The organism is Klebsiella sp. 7-CIP_Kleb. (assembly GCF_050378655.1).
GTDB classification, from domain to species: domain Bacteria; phylum Pseudomonadota; class Gammaproteobacteria; order Enterobacterales; family Enterobacteriaceae; genus Klebsiella; species Klebsiella quasipneumoniae.
The window spans coordinates 1,034,789-1,052,734 of the sequence record NZ_JBNRLJ010000002.1; the positions used below are offsets into that span (position 1 = coordinate 1,034,789).

A 17,946-nucleotide genomic window follows, 5' to 3' on the forward strand; every position below is an offset into this window, starting at 1 on the left:
CGATGTTCGGAAAACTTACACTGGATGCAGTGCCCTACCACGAACCTATTATCGTGGTAACGGTGGCTGCGATTATCATTGGGGGACTGGCGCTTCTGGCAGCCATCACTTACTTCGGTAAGTGGTCCTACCTATGGAACGAGTGGCTGACTTCTGTCGACCACAAACGTCTCGGTATCATGTACGTTATCGTGGCAATCGTCATGCTGCTGCGTGGCTTTGCTGACGCCATCATGATGCGTAGCCAGCAGGTGCTGGCCTCGGCCGGGGAAGCAGGCTTCCTGCCGCCTCATCACTACGATCAGATCTTTACCGCCCACGGCGTTATCATGATCTTCTTCGTGGCGATGCCGTTCGTTATCGGTCTGATGAACCTGGTGGTTCCTCTTCAGCTCGGCGCACGCGACGTAGCCTTCCCGTTCCTCAACAACCTGAGCTTCTGGTTCACCGTTGTGGGCGTGATTCTGGTTAACCTGTCTCTGGGCGTCGGTGAGTTCGCGCAGACCGGTTGGCTGGCTTATCCGCCGCTGTCGGGAATTGAATACAGTCCTGGCGTAGGGGTCGACTACTGGATTTGGGCGCTGCAGCTCTCCGGTATCGGTACTACCCTGACCGGTATTAACTTCTTCGTGACCATTATCAAGATGCGCGCCCCGGGCATGACCATGTTCAAGATGCCGGTATTCTCCTGGGCATCTCTGTGCGCTAACATCCTGATTATCGCCTCTTTCCCAATTCTGACCGTCACCATCGCGCTGCTGACCCTGGATCGTTACCTGGGCACCCATTTCTTTACCAACGATATGGGTGGCAACATGATGATGTACATCAACCTGATTTGGGCCTGGGGTCACCCGGAAGTGTACATCCTGGTTCTGCCGGTGTTCGGGGTCTTCTCCGAAATCGCCGCGACCTTCTCGCGTAAGCGTCTGTTCGGTTACACCTCTCTGGTGTGGGCAACCGTCTGTATTACCGTTCTGTCGTTCATCGTTTGGCTGCACCACTTCTTCACCATGGGTGCTGGCGCGAACGTAAACGCCTTCTTCGGTATTACCACCATGATTATCGCGATCCCGACCGGGGTTAAGATCTTCAACTGGCTGTTCACCATGTATCAGGGCCGCATCGTCTTCAACTCGGCGATGATGTGGACTATCGGCTTTATCGTCACCTTCTCCGTCGGTGGGATGACCGGTGTGCTGCTGGCGGTACCGGGCGCGGACTTCGTTCTGCACAACAGCCTGTTCCTGATCGCGCACTTCCATAACGTTATCATCGGCGGTGTGGTGTTCGGTTGCTTCGCCGGTCTGACCTACTGGTGGCCGAAAGCCTTTGGCTTCACCCTGAACGAAACCTGGGGCAAACGCGCTTTCTGGTTCTGGATCATCGGCTTCTTCGTGGCGTTTATGCCGCTGTACGTGCTGGGCTTCATGGGGATGACCCGTCGTCTGAGCCAGCAGATCGATCCGCAGTTCCACCCGATGCTGGTTGTTGCAGCTTGCGGTGCGGCGCTGATCGCCTGCGGTATCCTGTGCCAGCTGATTCAGTTCTACGTCTCTATTCGCGACCGCGATCAGAACCGTGACCTGACCGGTGACCCATGGGGTGGCCGTACGCTGGAGTGGGCAACCTCTTCTCCACCGCCGTTCTACAACTTCGCTATCGTTCCTCAGGTTCACGAGCGTGACGCCTTCTGGGAAATGAAAGAGAAAGGTGAAGCGTACAAACAGCCTGCTCACTATGAAGAAATTCATATGCCGAAGAACAGCGGCGCCGGCATCGTCATTGCCGCCTTCGCTACGGTATTTGGTTTCGCCATGATCTGGCATATCTGGTGGATGGCGATCGCCAGCTTCATCGGCATCGTAGCGACCTGGATTATTAAGAGCTTTGACGAGGACGTGGATTACTACGTACCGGTTGCAGAAGTCGAAAAACTGGAAAAACAGCATTTCGATGAGATTAACAAAGCAGGGCTGAAAAATGGCAACTGATACTCTTGCGCATACTGCCCACGCGCATGAACACGGGCACCATGATACAGGACCGATGAAGGTATTCGGTTTCTGGATCTACCTGATGAGCGACTGCATTATCTTCGCTACGCTGTTTGCTACCTATGCCGTTCTGGTGAACGGCACAGCCGGCGGACCAACTGGCAAAGATATTTTCGAACTGCCGTTCGTTCTGGTTGAAACCGCACTGCTGCTGTTCAGCTCCATCACCTACGGCATGGCGGCTATCGCCATGTACAAAAACAACAAGAGCCAGGTGGTTTCCTGGCTGGCGTTGACCTGGTTGTTTGGCGCCGGATTTATCGGGATGGAAATCTATGAATTCCATCACCTGATCATGGAAGGCTTTGGTCCGGATCGTAGTGGCTTCCTGTCCGCGTTCTTCGCGCTGGTCGGCACCCACGGTCTGCACGTGACCTCCGGTCTTATCTGGATGGCGGTGCTGATGTTCCAGGTTTCACGTCGTGGCCTGACCAGCACTAACCGCACCCGTATCCTGTGCCTGAGCCTGTTCTGGCACTTCCTGGACGTGGTGTGGATCTGCGTGTTCTCGGTTGTCTATCTGATGGGGGCGATGTAATGAGTCATTCTACCGATCATAGCGGCGCTTCTCACGGCAGCGTGAAGAGCTACATGACAGGATTTATCCTGTCCATCATCCTGACGGTCATTCCGTTCGCCATGGTGATGAGTGGCTCCGCCTCGCATGCGGTTATCCTTGGCACCATTCTGGTGACCGCTGTAGTGCAGATCGTGGTACACCTCGTGTACTTCCTGCATATGAACAGCAAGTCCGATGAAGGCTGGAACCTGACCGCATTTATCTTCACCGTAATCATCATTGCGATCGTGGTTGTCGGCTCCATCTGGATTATGTGGAACCTGAACTACAACATGATGATGCACTAAGAGCGGCGAGTATGTTTAAGCAATACCTGCAAGTTACGAAACCAGGCATTATTTTTGGCAACCTGATCTCCGTGATCGGCGGTTTCCTGCTGGCCTCCAAAGGCCACATCGACTATCCGCTGTTCGTCTGGACGCTCCTTGGAGTATCCCTGGTGGTCGCCTCGGGTTGTGTATTCAACAACTACATCGACCGGGACATCGATCGTAAGATGGAACGGACGAAAAACCGGGTGCTGGTCAAAGGGCTGATCTCGCCAGAAGCTTCGCTGGTGTACGCCACCTTGCTGGGTATTGCTGGCTTTATGCTGCTGTGGTTCGGCGCAAATCCGCTGGCCTGCTGGCTGGGGGTGATGGGGTTCGTGGTTTATGTCGGCGTCTACAGCCTGTACATGAAACGCCACTCCGTCTATGGCACGCTGATTGGCTCACTCTCCGGCGCAGCGCCGCCGGTGATTGGCTACTGCGCAGTGACCGGTGATTTCGACAGCGGTGCGGCTATCCTGCTGGCTATCTTTAGCCTGTGGCAGATGCCTCACTCCTACGCCATCGCGATTTTCCGCTTCAAGGATTATCAGGCGGCGAATATTCCGGTGCTGCCGGTAGTGAAAGGTATATCGGTCGCCAAAAACCATATTACGCTGTACATCGTCGCCTTTGCCGTTGCGACCCTGATGCTCTCGCTGGGCGGCTATGCCGGGTACAAATACCTGGTCGTAGCGGCAGCGGTCAGCGTCTGGTGGCTGGGCATGGCGCTGCGCGGCTACAAAGTGGCAGATGATAAAGTCTGGGCGCGTAAGCTCTTCGTCTTTTCCATCGTTGCCATCACTGCGCTGTCCGTGATGATGTCCGTTGACTTTATGGTGCCGGATTCACATAGTCTGCTGGCTTATGTGAGATAATCACCCGCTCCAGTATGATATAAAGCCCCGTTTTTACGGGGCTTTTTCTTTTCTGTTTCACGTCTTTTTCCTTTCTCAATTCATACTTCCCTCCCCTCCCCCACACCGTTTTCGTAGCTACCCGCTAATAAATGAGGAAAAAATGAGCTTATACCAACCGGACGTCGCTCGCCCCGTTCAGCTCTACGGTGCTACCTTTCGCCTCGGGCTTATGCCCGTTTTGGAAATATTCAATACAAGGAATTGCAATGAAAGAGTTAACACTGAACGAAATGGACTACATCTCCGGCGGCTTTAACCTGTTCGGCGCGGCCAGCGGCTTCGCCAGCTTCGTCGCCAACTCGGGCATCGGTTTCACCTCATTTGTCCTCACCTCTGGCAACGCATTCGCCTCGTTCGTCTGCGACAGCACAATGGCGTTTGGTTCCTTCCTGACCGGTCAGTCAAATTGGGAAACCTTTGTGACCGCCGGTAAGGATAACTGGGGAAGCTTCGTCAATACCGCCGGCAACAGCTGGAACACCTTTGTCGATAACGCCGCCAGCGACTGGAGCAGTTTCCTGAACAAAGCATCAGCCTAAGCGACATCTTGCCGAGGGCAGCGCATCGGCTGCCCTGTTTACCCCACCAGCATCGCCTGCGCGCTGTAGAGCAGATCGAGATGATCACGGCATAACGCTTCCAGCGAGGTCCGCGATTGATGGCTGGTCAGACTTAGCGCTCCCCACCAGGTTCCTTCCCTGTCGGTTAACGGTACCGCCAGCACCAGCATGCCAATCTCAAACTCCTGTTCAATGGTGGCGTATCCCTGACGCCGCACCTGAGCGATTTTCTCCATCAGCGGCGCGACGTCGGTCACCGTATAGGGCGTGCGTTGTTCCCGGGTAATGCGCTGCAGAACCGCTTCACACTCTGCTTCCGGCAGAGAAGCCAGCCATAATCGCCCCCCGGCGGTACAGAAGATGGGCACCCGCTCCCCTAACCGAACCGACGTGGAGTTAAACGGTGTATGCCGGCTGCGGGCGATATAGACCAGCTCATCTTCATCCACCACCCCCACCGAGGCGTGCTCTTCGGTCCGGCTGGCGATGTATTCGACAATCGGTCGCACCATGCGTGGAAACTGCGCCGAATCAACATAGGCCTGGCCAAGCCGCAGGGTCTTCGGGGTAAGCCAGTAATAGCGCCCATCGGTTTGCAAATAACGATCATGCAGCAGCGTCAACAAAAAACGTCGTGCCGCGCTTTGCGTCAGACCGCTCATTTTCGCCGCCTGGGCAACAGTGAGCTTTGGGCAGTTTTTGGAAAAAAGCTGGATCAACGCCAACCCTTTTTGTAAACCGACGATCAGATCGCGTGGATGAATGGTGTTTTGCATATTCGCTCACATTTTTGCAACATCATTATCGATTTCCTGCGATTATCGCAGCGATGGTGCGATTAACAACCAACATGTCCGAATTCTGCGTTGTCGCTCCCAGCTTCCGCTGAAATACTTTCACAACATTCATTTAACAAATGAGGTTTGAAATGGTCAGTGGAACTACCCAGGTTGTCGCCGTGATTGGTCATCCGATCGCCCAGGTGAAATCACCGGATAACTTCAACCGCTACTTTGCCGAACAGCACATGGACAGCGTCATGATCCCGGTGGATATCGTCCCGGACGCGGTGGCCGCCTACCTCAACGCCCTGCGCGGCTGGCAGAACATGAGCGGCGTGCTGGTGACGGTACCGCATAAACAACGCGCCGCCGCGCTGGTCGACGAACTTACGCCGCGCGCTCGCCGACTCAACGCCATCAATGTGATCCGCAAGCTGGCGGATGGCCGGTTACAGGGCGATATGCTGGACGGCGTCGGATTTCAGCTTGCCGCCGAGGCACAGGGTTTTCAGCCGGCAGATAAGCAGGCGCTGCTCTCCGGTTGCGGCGGCGTCGGCAGCGCCATCGCCTGGGGATTGTGCGAGGCGGGGATCCGCCAACTGGCGCTGCACGATCAAAACCCGGCCACCCGGCAACGCCTGCACGATCTTCTGACTGAGGCCTTTCCGGCGGTGCAACTGAGCACGCTGCCGGACAGCCTGCACGGTGTCGATCTGCTGATCAACGGCTCGCCGGCCGGCATGGCCGGGTTTGATGCACTGCCCCTACCCCAGGCGCTGCTGGAGACGCTCGACAGCGCCACCCACGTGGCCGACGTTGTCACCGCTCCGGTGATGACGCCGTTGCTCACCTTCGCCGCCGCCCGCGGCTGCCGGGTACAGACTGGGCCGGAAATGGCGCTGGCGCAGATGACGCTGATGGGCCAGTTTATCGGCGCCATCCCGTCGGCGCAGGGAGCGGCGGCATGAAAAGCTGGGATGTGATCGTCATCGGCAGTGGCGCCGCTGGCTTTGCCGCCGCGGTCACCGCCAGCTGCAAAGGGCTGTCGGTGCTGATGCTGGAGAAAGCCGGTCAGTTCGGCGGCACCTCGGCCATCTCCGGCGGCGCCGTGTGGCTGCACGATACCGACCAGGCGCGCGCCGAGGGCAAAAGCGGTAGCGCCGAAGCGATCAAAACCTATCTACGAACCATTATCGGCGAGGCCCACTACCGCGAAGATATCGCCGAGGCGTTTGTCCGCGCCGGGCGAGAGGCCCTCTCCTTTCTGGAGCGCGAGGGGGCGGTGAAATATAGCCTGCGCCCGCTCTCACCCGATTACTATCCGGATGAGCCCGGCGCCGTCGACGTCGGTCGGGCGCTGGAGGTGGTCGAGTATGACGGCCGTGAACTGGGGGACGCGTTTCGCGACCTGCGCTCGCCTCCGCCGGGGATGCTGCTGTTTGGCGGGATGATGGTCAACCGCGTCGACATTCAACATTTTCTCGATATGCGTCGCTCGCTGCGCTCCCTGGCCCATTGCACCCGGCTGCTGCTGCGCTACGCCCGCGACCGGGTGAAATATCCTCGCGGCACCCGCCTGGCGATGGGCAATGCGCTGATTGCCCGCATGGCGACCACGGCGCTGCGTAAAGGCATGAGCCTGCGGCTGAATGTCAATGTGCTGGCGCTGTGCGAATCGCAAGGCGCGGTCACCGGGGTAGAGATTGACTATCAGGGGCAAAAAGAGACGCTACACGCCCGCCGTGGGGTGGTGCTAGCCGCAGGCGGCTTTGCCGCTGGCGCGCTGGCGGCGCGCTATCGGCCTCACACCCGAGAGCACTTCACCATGTCGCCGCCAGCCAATGATGGCGCTGCGCTGCGTCTTGCGGCGGCACTTAACGCTCGCGAGGGAGCCGATCGCGCGTCCAACTTTTTCTGGGCGCCGGTATCGGTGCTGACCCGGGCCGACGGTAGCGAGGAGCGCTTCCCCCACCTGGTGACCGACCGGGCCAAGCCGGGCGTGATTGCCGTCAATCAGCGGGCGGTACGCTTCGTTAACGAGTCCAGCTCCTATCACCATTTTGCGAGCGCGATGCAGCGTGCAGCGGAGAATGCCCCCTGCTTTTTACTGTGCGACGCGCAGGCGATGAAGCGTTATGGCCTCGGGCTGGCGCGCCCGGCGCCGGTGAACAATGACGCCCTGATCGCCGCTGGCTATCTGCATAGAGCCGATACCCTGGCCGCGCTGGCGCAGCAGCTTGGGCTGGATGCCCACGCCCTGAGCGAGACGGTCGCCCGCTACAATCGTGACGCCGCGCAGGGTGTGGACCGTGAGTTTGCCAAAGGCGGCAACAGCTATAACCGGGCGATGGGCGATCCGGGCCGTCATCCTGACGCCTGCAACGCTCCCCTGCTCAGCGCGCCGTTCTATGCCATCAAACTCTATACCGGCGATCTGGGGACTTCTCGAGGTCTGGTCACCACCGCCGATGCCCAGGTCGTCAACGCTGAAGGCAACCCCATTGCGGGTCTGTACGCGGTGGGAAACGACATGGATTCGCTGATGGCCGGCACCTACCCGGGTCCCGGCATCACCCTTGGCCCGGGGCTGACGTTTGGCTACCTCGCCGCCTGCCATCTGGCGCAACCCGCCACCCACTAATCAGGAAAACATCATGATCTACGAAAAACGCACCTACACCATCAATCCGCTGAAAATGGCCGACTGGCTGGCGCTATACCAAAGCGATGCCCTGGCGGTGCAAACTGACCATCTTGGCAAACTGATCGGCTTCTTTTTTACCGAGATCGGCGTGGTCAATCAGGTAGTGCACATCTGGGCTTACGAAAGCCTGGACGATCGCCTGGTACGCCGCGCACGGATGGCCCAGGACGAGCGCTGGCAGACCTTCTCGCGGAAAAACCGCGAACTGGCCGCCGTGGAGCGCCTCGAATCGGTGCTGATGCGCCCCACCGCTTTTTCACCATTGCAATAAGGAGTCCATCATGAGCGGGCCTGTGAAGGTGGATGTGCTGGTGGTCGGATCCGGCGCGGCGGGACTCTCTGCCGCGGTCACCGCGGCAGTGCACGGCGCCAGCGTCATGGTGGCGGAGAAAGCGTCAGTGCTCGGCGGGACCAGCGCCTGGTCCGGCGGCTGGTTGTGGATCCCCCGCAACCCGCTGGCGCGAGCGGAGGGCATCGACGAAGCGGCCGATGCCCCGCTGACCTATCTGCAGCATGAGATGGGGGGAGAAGCCGCCGACGTTCGCTTGCAGACCTTCCTGCATTACGGGCCGGAAATGGTGGATTTTTTTCATCAACGGACGGCGGTGAAGTTTCTGTCGGGCAGCACCATGCCGGACTTTCACGCGTCGCCGGGCGCGGCGAACGGTGGGCGGTCGGTCACCGCTCAGCCCTACGATGGCCGCCTGCTCGGCGACTGGCTCCACCGACTGCGCCCGCCGCTGGAGACCATCAGTCTTGCCGGGATGGGCATCGCCGGCGGCGCGGACATGGCGCATTTTTTCAACGCTACCCGCTCGCCGCGCTCTGCGCTGTATGCCGCCCGCCGCCTGCTGCGCCACGGCTGGCAGCGGCTGCGCGCCGGACGAGGGCTGCATCTGGTCAATGGCAATGCGCTGGTCGCCCGTCTGCTGCGATCCGCCCTCGACGCCGGGGTGCGCTTTCAGCTCAACGCCCCGGCGGTCAGACTGCTGCAGGGTCCGCAGGGAGTGTCCGGTGCAGTGCTGCGCAGCGACGGCGGGGAGATACTCGTCGAAGCGGGCGCCGTGGTGCTGGCCTGCGGCGGTTTTCCCCACGATCGGCAGCGCCTGGCGCAGGTGGTGCCTCATGCCGCGGAGGGTTACGGCCATTTCTCCGCCGCGCCGCCTGACAATCAGGGCGAGGGGATCCGCCTTGGCGAATCCGCCGGCGGCCAGTTCGATACCCGCCTGCGCCACCCACTGGCCTGGGCGCCGGTGTCCCGCGTCACCCTCGCCAGCGGCCAGCAGCTGATGTTTCCCCATCTGGTGGAACGCGCCAAGCCCGGGGTGATCGCCGTCCTGCCTAACGGCAAACGCTTTGTTAACGAGGCCGACTCCTATCACGACTTTATCGCCGCCCTGCTGGCGGCGACGCCCGCGGGCGACACGCCGCAGGCCTGGCTGCTGGCCGATCGGCGCGCGCTGCGCCGCTATGGCCTGGGCCACGCCAGGCCCTTTCCATTCTCCCCTACCGCCTGGCTGCGTACCGGCTATCTGCGGCGAGGAAACACCCTTGCCGAGCTGGCGAAGCGGTGCGCCATCGATACCGATGCGCTGGCGGAAACCGTTGCACGCTTTAACCATTTTGCCAGCACCGGTGAAGACATCGATTTTCACCGCGGCGCATCGGCCTATAACCGCGCGCAGGGTGACCATCAGGTGACGCTCGGAGCGCTGCGCGAAGGGCCGTTCTACGCGGTGCGCATTCTGCCCGGCTCGCTGGGCACCTTTAGCGGGTTACAAACCGACGAACACGCTCGGGTGTTGGATGGGCAGCAGCAGCCGATACCGGGCCTGTTCGCCATCGGCAACGACATGTCGAGCGTGATGCGCGGCTATTACCCCAGCGGAGGGATCACCCTCGGGCCGGCTATGACCTTCGGCTACCTGGTGGGCAAAAATCTGGCGGCAAACACAATAAAAACAAAGCAATAAAAACCAGGGACGGCAATACCCCTGGCTAACTTCACCTGCAACTGTACCGGAGCCATTTATGAACATGCGTACCCTATCGCTCGCCGCGCTGAGCCTGCTCGATGTCCCTCCCCCCGAACAGGTGCGGATAGCGGCCAGAACCGGTTTTACCCACGTGGGACTGCGGCTGCTGCCCGCCACACCCGCCGACCCGGACTACGACATGCTGGGCGATACCCCCGCCGTCCGCGCGACCCTGGCCGCGCTGATGGAAACCGGCATCCGCGTCTCGGACGTGGAGATCGTCCGCCTCAGCCCGGGGTTTACCCTCGACGATCGGCTGCAGCGCTTTATGGAGACCGCCGCGCGGCTTGGCGCCGGACAGGTGTTAGTCGCCGGGAATGACGACAACCTGCAGCGCAGCGCCGACAACCTGGCCACTCTCGCCGCAGCCGGTCGCTCATTTGGCCTGACCATGAACCTTGAGCCGATGCCCTGGACCCAGCTGCGCACGATCGCCGATGCGCAGGCGCTGATCGCCGCCAGCGGGCGGGAAGATATCGGCATCCTGGTGGACGCCCTTCATTTCTGGCGCGCGGGGGAATCGCTCGCCGCCCTCTCCAGCCTGCCCGCGCATCATCTGAACTATATGCAACTCTGCGATGGCGCGGCGCAGCGGCCGGAAAGCGAGCAGGAGCTCATCCGCCAGGCCCGCTCAGCGCGCAACGTGCCGGGGGAAGGCGGTCTGGATCTGCACGGTCTGATGGCGGCACTGCCGGCAACGCTACCGGTCTCCCTCGAAGTGCCGCTGGACGGTGAGCAGGGCGCCCTGCCGCCCCTCCAGCGGGCGCAATTACTGTTCAATGCCGCGCAGCCCTACCTGCGCTCCTGCGCATAAGGAATACGCTATGACACAGACTCAACGCCTGGATGTCAGAGAGTTAATTAACCGTAATCCTCTGAGCCGCTTTCAAAAGCAGATTATTTTTCTCGGCTTTTGCGTTATCGCTCTTGATGGGTTTGATATCGCGATCATGGGCTTTATCGCCCCGACGCTGAAGCTGGAGTGGGGGGTAAGCAACCACCAGTTGGGCCTGGTGATTAGCGCCGCGCTGATCGGCCTCGCGCTGGGCGCGATTTTCTCTGGCCCGCTCGCCGACTGGCTGGGACGCAAGAAGATCATCATCAACAGCGTCTTCTTCTTCGGCTTCTGGACCATCGCCACCGCCTTCTCGCACAACATTGAGCAGATGATGTTCTTCCGCTTTATGACCGGCCTCGGACTGGGCGCCGCGATGCCGAACATCGGGACGCTGGTGTCGGAATACGCTCCGGAACGCCAGCGCTCATTTATTATTACCGTCATCTTCTGCGGCTTCACCTTCGGCGCGGCGGCCGGAGGATTTACCGCGTCATGGCTGATCCCGCAGTTTGGCTGGCACTCGCTGATGGCGCTCGGCGGCATTCTGCCGCTGCTGTTTGCCCCCCTGCTTATCTGGCGGCTGCCGGAATCGGTTCGTTTTCTGGTGATAAAACAAGCGCCTGCGGCGCGCATTCGCGCCATCCTCAATCGTCTTTATCCCGGACAAATCAGCGACAACGTGACGTTTATCCTGCCGGCGCAGCCGGCGGCCGGGAATGCGATGCGCATTGTGCTCTCCCGCCAGTATGGCTTTGGCTCGCTGATGCTATGGCTGGTCTACTTTATGGGGCTGTTCCTCGTCTATATTCTCGGCAGCTGGCTGCCAACGCTGGTTAAGGAGGTCGGGCTTACCGTCAGCCAGGCGGCCGTCATGACGGCCATCTACCAGGCGGGAGGTACCCTCGGCTCGCTGTTTGCCGGCTGGCTGATGGACCGCATCAATCCCCATCGCGCGCTGGGGATGATCTACGCCGTCGGCGGCCTGTTTACCATGGCGATGGGCTACGCGGCGGGCAGCTTTGCCCTGCTCTGTATGCTGGCGTTTATCAGCGGCGCCTGCCTGAACGGCGCCAATACCGGCATGAACGCCCTCTCCGCCCGTTACTACCCCACGCAGGCGCGAGCGACGGGATCCAGCTGGATGCACGGCGTCGGGCGGATCGGCGCGATCCTCAGCGCCTTTGCTGGCGCTGAGATGATGGCGCTCAACCTGCCCTTCGAAAGCGTCTTTTTGATCCTCGGCATCCCGGCAGCCCTCACCGTCGCAGGCCTGGCGGCGAAGGGTATCTTTGCGGCCGGTAATCCTCCCGCCGCTTCGCCAGCCCCCGCATCTGTGCGCGGAGCGTAATGTCGTCGTCTTCCTCCGGTGCAATCTGCGGATTGCACCGCACGTTGAGGTTAAAAAGAAAATTTATTTCATCTTGCTCTGTAACGAAAAGCATTCCGCCACATTCCGGCCTGTACCCGTCGCCGTTGATTCCCCTCTCCTTTTCAACCCAGCGGAAAATAAACTTCTGCTTATTCGATCCCCTTCGCATATATGAAAAATAAATTCCACAATACAATTGAAACAGAACAAACATTTCCTTAAGTTTAGGTCAGTCTATCCGGATGCGCGTTGCCGCAGGCGTCGGCATTGAGCGCCTCAGAGTGCGAATGATTTCAAAAAGGAGAGCACCATGTTAAACGGTCTGAAACCCTTATCCCGTTCCCTGCGTTGGGGCATGGTCGGCGGCGGGGGAACCAGCCAGATCGGCTACAGCCACCGCTGTGCGGCGCTGCGTGACAATGTTTACACCCTACTGGCCGGCGCGCTTGACGTCGATGCCGAGCGCGGGCGCGCGTTCGGTGAGCAACTGGGCATCGCGCCGGAGCGCTGCTACGCCGACTACCAGACCCTGTTTCGTGAAGAGGCGCAGCGCCCTGACGGGATCGAGGTCGTCTCGGTCACCACCCCGAATAATACCCATTTCGCCATCACCAAAGCGGCGCTGGAAGCGGGCCTCCACGTCATCTGTGAAAAGCCCCTCTGTTTTACCGCCGAAGAGGCGCGCGAACTGGTGGACCTGAGTAAAAAACAGAACAAAATCGTCGGCGTCACCTACGGCTATGCCGGCTATCAGATGATCCAGCAGGCGCGGCAGATGATTGCCGATGGGCTGCTCGGCGAGATCCGCATCGTCAATATGCAGTTCGCCCACGGCTTTCATAACCAGGCCGTGGAGCTGCAGGCAGAATCCACCCGCTGGCGCGTGACGCCGAAGTTCGCCGGGCCCAGCTATGTGCTGGGAGATTTGGCCACCCATCCGCTGTTTGTCGCCGAAACCATGGCGCCACAGCTCAATATCAAACGGCTGATGTGCTCCCGCCAGAGCTTTGTTCCCTCTCGCGCGCCGCTGGAAGATAACGCCTTTGTCCTGATGGAATATGACAACGGCGCGGTTGGCTCGATGTGGACCAGCGCGGTGAACAGCGGCGCCATGCACTCGCAAAAAGTACGCATCGTCGGCGAAAAAGCGAGTATCGAATGGTGGGATGAGCATCCTAACCAGCTCAGCTATGAGGTGCAGGGCGAGCCGGCGCGCATTCTGGAACGCGGGATGCCCTACCTGAGCGCAAACGCGCTGGCGGACGATCGCATCGGCGGCGGTCATCCGGAAGGGCTGTTTGAAGCCTGGGCCAACCTCTATCGCCGCTATGCGCAGGCGATTGACGCTACGGACCGTGACGATCGCGCCTTCCTGCAAGACTTCTGGTATCCGGACGTCGAAGCCGGTCTGCACGGCGTCTATTGGGTCGAGCAATGCGTCAAATCGGCTGATGCCGGCAGCCAGTGGGTTGACTTTACTTTACCTTAATTTTCCCCCTCGCCAGTGGAGTCCTCCTCCACTGGTTTATTGATTTTTACCAACTTGTCGCATCGCGCAACAGCCCCGTAATATCTGTTAAACAAACATTTATTTACGCTTCTTACCCCCCGCCGCTACACTAGGCGCAGTTTTTATATTGAGGTGGTAATGAACGATAACAAAATGACGCCAGGGGAACTGCGCGCGACCTGGGGTTTGGGGACGGTATTCTCCCTGCGCATGCTTGGCATGTTTATGGTCCTGCCGGTTCTGACCACGTATGGCATGGCATTGCAGGGCGCCAGTGAAGCGCTGATTGGCCTGGCGATCGGCATCTACGGTCTGGCGCAGGCGGTGTTCCAGATCCCCTTTGGACTGTTATCTGACCGTATTGGCCGTAAGCCGTTGATCGTCGGCGGCCTGCTTATTTTCGTGCTCGGCAGCGTCATCGCCGCGCTCACCGACTCCATCTGGGGCATCATTCTTGGCCGCGCCCTTCAGGGCTCCGGCGCCATCGCCGCCGCGGTCATGGCCCTGCTCTCCGATCTCACCCGCGAACAGAACCGCACTAAAGCGATGGCGTTTATTGGCGTCAGCTTCGGCGTCACTTTCGCTATCGCCATGGTGCTGGGGCCGATTATTACCCATCAGCTGGGTCTGCACGCCCTGTTCTGGATGATCGCCATCCTGGCGACCGTCGGCATTCTGCTCACCCTGTGGGTGGTTCCCAACAGCCAGAACCACGTGCTTAACCGCGAATCCGGGATGGTGAAGGGCTGCTTTAGCAAGGTGCTGGCGGAGCCGCGCCTGTTGAAGCTCAACTTTGGCATCATGTGCCTGCACATCATGCTGATGTCCACTTTTGTCGCGCTGCCCGGACAGCTGGAGGCCGCCGGCTTCCCGGCCGCCGAGCACTGGAAGATTTACCTGGTCACCATGGTTATCTCCTTCATCTCGGTGGTGCCGTTTATCATCTACGCCGAAGTGAAGCGTAAGATGAAGCGCGTCTTTTTGCTCTGCGTCGCCATCCTGCTGATTGCGGAGATTGTCCTCTGGGGCGCAGGAGGCTACTTCTGGGAGCTGGTGGCGGGCGTTCAGCTCTTCTTCCTGGCGTTTAACCTGCTGGAAGCGCTGCTGCCGTCGTTGATTAGCAAAGAGTCGCCGGCGGGCTACAAAGGCACCGCGATGGGCGTTTACTCCACCAGCCAGTTCCTCGGGGTGGCGATTGGCGGCGCCCTTGGCGGTTGGGTCGATGGTTTCTTTGATTCGCAGACCGTGTTTCTGCTGGGCGCCCTGCTGGCGATGCTGTGGCTGCTGGTGGCCAGCACCATGAGCGAGCCGCCCTACGTCAGCAGCCTGCGGGTAGAGGTACCGGACGGCGTGGTGGTCGACAGCGCGCTGCAGGCGCGTCTGCTGAATGCCAGCGGGGTTCATCAGGCGCTGGTGGTGCCCGAGGAGCGTTCGGTGTATATCAAAATCGACAGCAAAGTCACCAACCGCTTTGAGATAGAGCAGCTCATCAAAGGGGTATAAAAAAAGCGGGGAATTCCCCGCTTTTTGCTGTCTGTCGGCCGCCTTAGTCGCGGAAGTTTTTGAACTGGAACGGTTGTCCCAGATCGCCACCGCGCACAAGCGCCATCACCGACTGCAGATCGTCGCGGGACTTACCGGTCACGCGGATCTCTTCGCCCTGAATCTGGGCCTGCACTTTCAGCTTGCTGTCTTTGATCAGTTTAACGATCTTCTTCTGCACCGCGCTTTCAATGCCCTGCTTCAGCTTCGCTTCAACAAACCAGGTTTTACCGCTGTGTACGATATCTTCCGGCACGTCGAGGGAGGTGCCTTCAATGCCGCGCTTGAGCAACTTGGCGCGCAGGATATCCAGCAGCTGGTTCACCTGGAAGTCAGACTCGCTCAGCACTTTAATGGTCTTGTTGGCGTCGTTTAATTCAAACGTGGCTTCAACGCCACGAAAATCAAAACGCGACTCGACTTCGCGGCTCGCGTTGTCTACCGCGTTACGGGCTTCCTGAAGATCAACTTCAGAGACAATATCGAAAGATGGCATCTTTTCCTCTCCTTCCGTTTCTTTTGCGTTGCATAATACCTGCAACGCGGCATAACTCAACTTGTTATCCCGGAAGCTTAGCTGATTACGCAACGCTCGCGCTATTTTCCCCATGCTGCCCGACGACGCCGAAACCCCCTTTCCGTGCGACGATGCGAAAAGCGACGAGATAGACTTTAGTCATCAGCGCCTGGGGTAGCGGCAGATGAGGAGGAACAATGAAAGTAACCGTACTGGGATGCGGTGCACTGGGACAACTATGGCTGACCGCGTTGTGCAAACAGGGACATGAAGTCCAGGGCTGGCTGCGCGTGCCGCAGCCATTCTGTAGCGTCAACGTCATTGAAACCGACGGCTCGGTGTTCAACGAGTCGCTGACGGCCAACGATCCCGATTTTCTTGCCAGCAGCGAGCTGCTGATTGTCACTTTAAAAGCCTGGCAGGTTTCAAACGCGGTGAAGCACCTGGCCGCGATCCTGCCGGACACCACGCCGATTGTGCTGGTGCATAACGGCATGGGAACCGTCGAGGAGCTGCGCAGCGTGAAACAGCCGTTGCTGCTGGCCTCCACCACCCAGGCGGCGCGCCGCGACGGGAATGTCATCATCCACGTCGCCCAGGGCACCACGCATATCGGGCCGGCGAAAAGCTACGAACAGGACTACAGCTACCTCGCTGAAGTGCTGCAGAACGTGCTGCCGGATGTCGCCTGGCACAACAATATTTTCTCGGCCACCTGGCGCAAACTCGCGGTTAACTGCGTGATTAACCCCCTGACCGCGATAAAAGGGTGTAAAAATGGCGATCTGCGCGACTATCCGCAGGAAGTTGCGGCCATTTGTCGCGAGGTGGCGGCAGTGATGGAGCGCGAAGGTATTCATACCTCGGCGGAAAACCTGCTATTTTATGTCGAACAGGTGATTGAAAGTACGGCAGAAAATATCTCATCCATGCTGCAGGACGTTCGCGCCCAGCGGCACACGGAGATCGACTATATCACCGGTTTTCTGCTCAACCGTGCCCGCGCCCACGGCGTTGCCGTACCGGAAAACGCCCGCTTATTTGAACTGGTCAAGCGTAAGGAGAATGAATATGAGCGCGTCGGCACTGATTTGCCTCGCCCCTGGTAGCGAAGAGACCGAAGCGGTCACCACTATCGACCTGCTGGTCCGCGGCGGGGTGAAGGTGACCACCGCCAGCGTCGCCAGCGACGGCGGCCTGACCATCGTCTGCTCGCGCGGCGTCAAGCTGCTGGCGGATGCTCCTCTGGTCGAGGTGGCCGATGGCGATTTCGATATTATCGTCCTCCCGGGCGGCCTCAAGGGAGCGGAGTGCTTTCGCGACAGCCCGCTGTTGGTGGAAACCGTCCGCCAGTTTCATCTCTCTGGGCGCATTGTGGCCGCTATCTGCGCCGCTCCGGCGACCGTGCTGGTACCTCATCATCTGTTCCCGATCGGCAACATGACCGGTTTTCCAGCGCTGAAGGCGCAGATCCCCGCCGATCAGTGGCAGGATAAGCGGGTGGTCTGGGATCCGCGGGTGAATCTGTTAACCAGCCAGGGTCCAGGGACATCGATTGATTTCGCCCTGAAAATGATCGATCTGCTGGTGGGGCGCGAGAAAGCGTATGAGGTCGCCTCACAGTTGGTGATGGCCGCCGGCATCTATAATTACTACGAAGCCTGATAGCCGGTCCGCGCCGCGGACTGGCTCCCCCTTTTCCTGAGGAGTCGTAGCATGTCCCGTAGCGCAACCGATTCTCGCGATCTTGTTATCAGCCGCCTGCTCAGCGCGCCCGCCGCAGCCCTGTGGCGCGCGTGGGCCGACCCGGCATTACTCCGAACCTGGTGGTGCCCGAAGCCCTGGCAAACCGAGGTTCTGACCTTTGATTTTCGCGCCGGCGGGGCCTTTCACACCGTGATGCACGGCCCTGACGGTGAACGCAGCGATAACCCCGGCTGTTTTCTTGAGGTTATCCCGCAACAAAAAATCGTCATGACCTCGATGCTGACGGCGGATTATCGCCCCGCCGTTTCCCCCTTCGCGATGACGGCCATCATCACTTTTGCCGATGAACAGGGCGGGTGTCGCTATACGGCTACGGTGCTGCATGCCGATGATGAAACCCGCGAGCAGCATGAGCAGATGGGATTTTTCGAGGGCTGGAATATTGTCATCGATCAACTCAATGACCTGGCGCTGACCCTGCGCTAATACACTCCCCAGCCAATAGTAAAAAGGCCT

The 17,946-nt window shown here is 59.5% G+C and carries 18 protein-coding genes; 16 read left to right on the forward strand and 2 right to left on the reverse strand.

Annotated features, from left to right (window positions below; genetic code table 11):
- Positions 1-2: 2 nt before the first annotated feature.
- The 5 genes from cyoB (at position 3) to ACQUTI_RS12590 (ending at position 4,404) form a co-directional block, all read left to right on the forward strand.
- Entirely contained in the window at positions 3-1,994 is a 1,992-nt protein-coding gene (gene cyoB, locus ACQUTI_RS12570; RefSeq protein ID WP_004204804.1) for a cytochrome o ubiquinol oxidase subunit I, read from the forward strand.
- Complete coding sequence (locus ACQUTI_RS12575; RefSeq protein WP_002891635.1) at positions 1,984-2,595, forward strand: cytochrome o ubiquinol oxidase subunit III; 612 nt, start codon at positions 1,984-1,986, stop codon at positions 2,593-2,595. The genes cyoB and ACQUTI_RS12575 overlap by 11 nt, the downstream gene beginning before the upstream one ends.
- Positions 2,595-2,924, forward strand: coding sequence for a cytochrome o ubiquinol oxidase subunit IV (locus ACQUTI_RS12580; RefSeq protein WP_002891634.1), 330 nt, complete (start codon positions 2,595-2,597; stop codon positions 2,922-2,924). The genes ACQUTI_RS12575 and ACQUTI_RS12580 overlap by 1 nt, the downstream gene beginning before the upstream one ends.
- Positions 2,925-2,935: 11 nt before the next feature.
- Positions 2,936-3,823 (forward strand): heme o synthase, encoded by an 888-nt coding sequence (cyoE, locus tag ACQUTI_RS12585; protein ID WP_002891629.1) that lies wholly within the window; start codon positions 2,936-2,938, stop codon positions 3,821-3,823.
- Positions 3,824-4,071: 248 nt separating this feature from the next.
- Entirely contained in the window at positions 4,072-4,404 is a 333-nt protein-coding gene (locus ACQUTI_RS12590) for a hypothetical protein (RefSeq protein ID WP_017898918.1), read from the forward strand.
- Between the two features lie 38 nt (positions 4,405-4,442).
- Here the strand turns inward: ACQUTI_RS12590 and ACQUTI_RS12595 are convergent, their stop codons facing one another.
- Positions 4,443-5,201, reverse strand: a complete 759-nt coding sequence (locus tag ACQUTI_RS12595; protein WP_004204808.1) for an IclR family transcriptional regulator domain-containing protein — start codon at positions 5,199-5,201, stop codon at positions 4,443-4,445.
- A gap of 152 nt (positions 5,202-5,353) precedes the next feature.
- Between ACQUTI_RS12595 and ACQUTI_RS12600 the strand changes: the two genes are divergently transcribed.
- From ACQUTI_RS12600 to ACQUTI_RS12635, 8 genes are all read left to right on the forward strand, one after another.
- Positions 5,354-6,175 (forward strand): shikimate dehydrogenase family protein, encoded by an 822-nt coding sequence (locus ACQUTI_RS12600; protein WP_057213663.1) that lies wholly within the window; start codon positions 5,354-5,356, stop codon positions 6,173-6,175.
- Complete coding sequence (locus ACQUTI_RS12605; RefSeq protein ID WP_064794535.1) at positions 6,172-7,848, forward strand: FAD-dependent oxidoreductase; 1,677 nt, start codon at positions 6,172-6,174, stop codon at positions 7,846-7,848. Before ACQUTI_RS12600 ends, ACQUTI_RS12605 begins: the two co-directional genes overlap by 4 nt.
- Positions 7,849-7,861: 13 nt before the next feature.
- Positions 7,862-8,182, forward strand: a complete 321-nt coding sequence (locus ACQUTI_RS12610) for an NIPSNAP family protein (protein WP_004204812.1) — start codon at positions 7,862-7,864, stop codon at positions 8,180-8,182.
- 10 nt (positions 8,183-8,192) lie between these two features.
- Positions 8,193-9,884, forward strand: coding sequence for an FAD-dependent oxidoreductase (locus ACQUTI_RS12615; protein ID WP_069135535.1), 1,692 nt, complete (start codon positions 8,193-8,195; stop codon positions 9,882-9,884).
- Positions 9,885-9,942: 58 nt separating this feature from the next.
- Positions 9,943-10,761: a sugar phosphate isomerase/epimerase family protein gene (locus ACQUTI_RS12620; RefSeq protein WP_004204814.1), complete on the forward strand. Its 819-nt coding sequence runs from the start codon at positions 9,943-9,945 to the stop codon at positions 10,759-10,761.
- Positions 10,762-10,771: 10 nt separating this feature from the next.
- Positions 10,772-12,133 (forward strand): MFS transporter, encoded by a 1,362-nt coding sequence (locus ACQUTI_RS12625; RefSeq protein ID WP_017898923.1) that lies wholly within the window; start codon positions 10,772-10,774, stop codon positions 12,131-12,133.
- 331 nt (positions 12,134-12,464) lie between these two features.
- On the forward strand, positions 12,465-13,643 hold the full coding sequence (locus ACQUTI_RS12630; protein ID WP_004204816.1) for a Gfo/Idh/MocA family protein: 1,179 nt from the start codon (positions 12,465-12,467) through the stop codon (positions 13,641-13,643).
- Between the two features lie 159 nt (positions 13,644-13,802).
- Positions 13,803-15,167, forward strand: coding sequence for an MFS transporter (locus ACQUTI_RS12635; protein WP_004204817.1), 1,365 nt, complete (start codon positions 13,803-13,805; stop codon positions 15,165-15,167).
- Positions 15,168-15,210: 43 nt separating this feature from the next.
- Here the strand turns inward: ACQUTI_RS12635 and ACQUTI_RS12640 are convergent, their stop codons facing one another.
- On the reverse strand, positions 15,211-15,702 hold the full coding sequence (locus ACQUTI_RS12640; RefSeq protein ID WP_002891465.1) for a YajQ family cyclic di-GMP-binding protein: 492 nt from the start codon (positions 15,700-15,702) through the stop codon (positions 15,211-15,213).
- Between the two features lie 218 nt (positions 15,703-15,920).
- Between ACQUTI_RS12640 and panE the strand changes: the two genes are divergently transcribed.
- The 3 genes from panE to ACQUTI_RS12655 are packed head-to-tail and all read left to right on the forward strand — an operon-like array spanning position 15,921 to position 17,916.
- The gene (gene panE, locus ACQUTI_RS12645; protein WP_017898925.1) at positions 15,921-16,832 is read left to right on the forward strand and encodes a 2-dehydropantoate 2-reductase; all 912 of its coding nucleotides are present in this window, start codon (positions 15,921-15,923) and stop codon (positions 16,830-16,832) included.
- A complete protein-coding gene (yajL, locus tag ACQUTI_RS12650) occupies positions 16,795-17,388 on the forward strand; it encodes a protein deglycase YajL (protein ID WP_004204820.1) in 594 nt (197 codons plus the stop codon). The genes panE and yajL overlap by 38 nt, the downstream gene beginning before the upstream one ends.
- A gap of 51 nt (positions 17,389-17,439) precedes the next feature.
- Positions 17,440-17,916 carry an SRPBCC family protein gene (locus ACQUTI_RS12655; RefSeq protein ID WP_048323159.1) on the forward strand — a complete coding sequence of 159 codons (477 nt, stop codon included), beginning with the start codon at positions 17,440-17,442 and terminating at the stop codon, positions 17,914-17,916.
- Positions 17,917-17,946 lie beyond the last annotated feature (30 nt).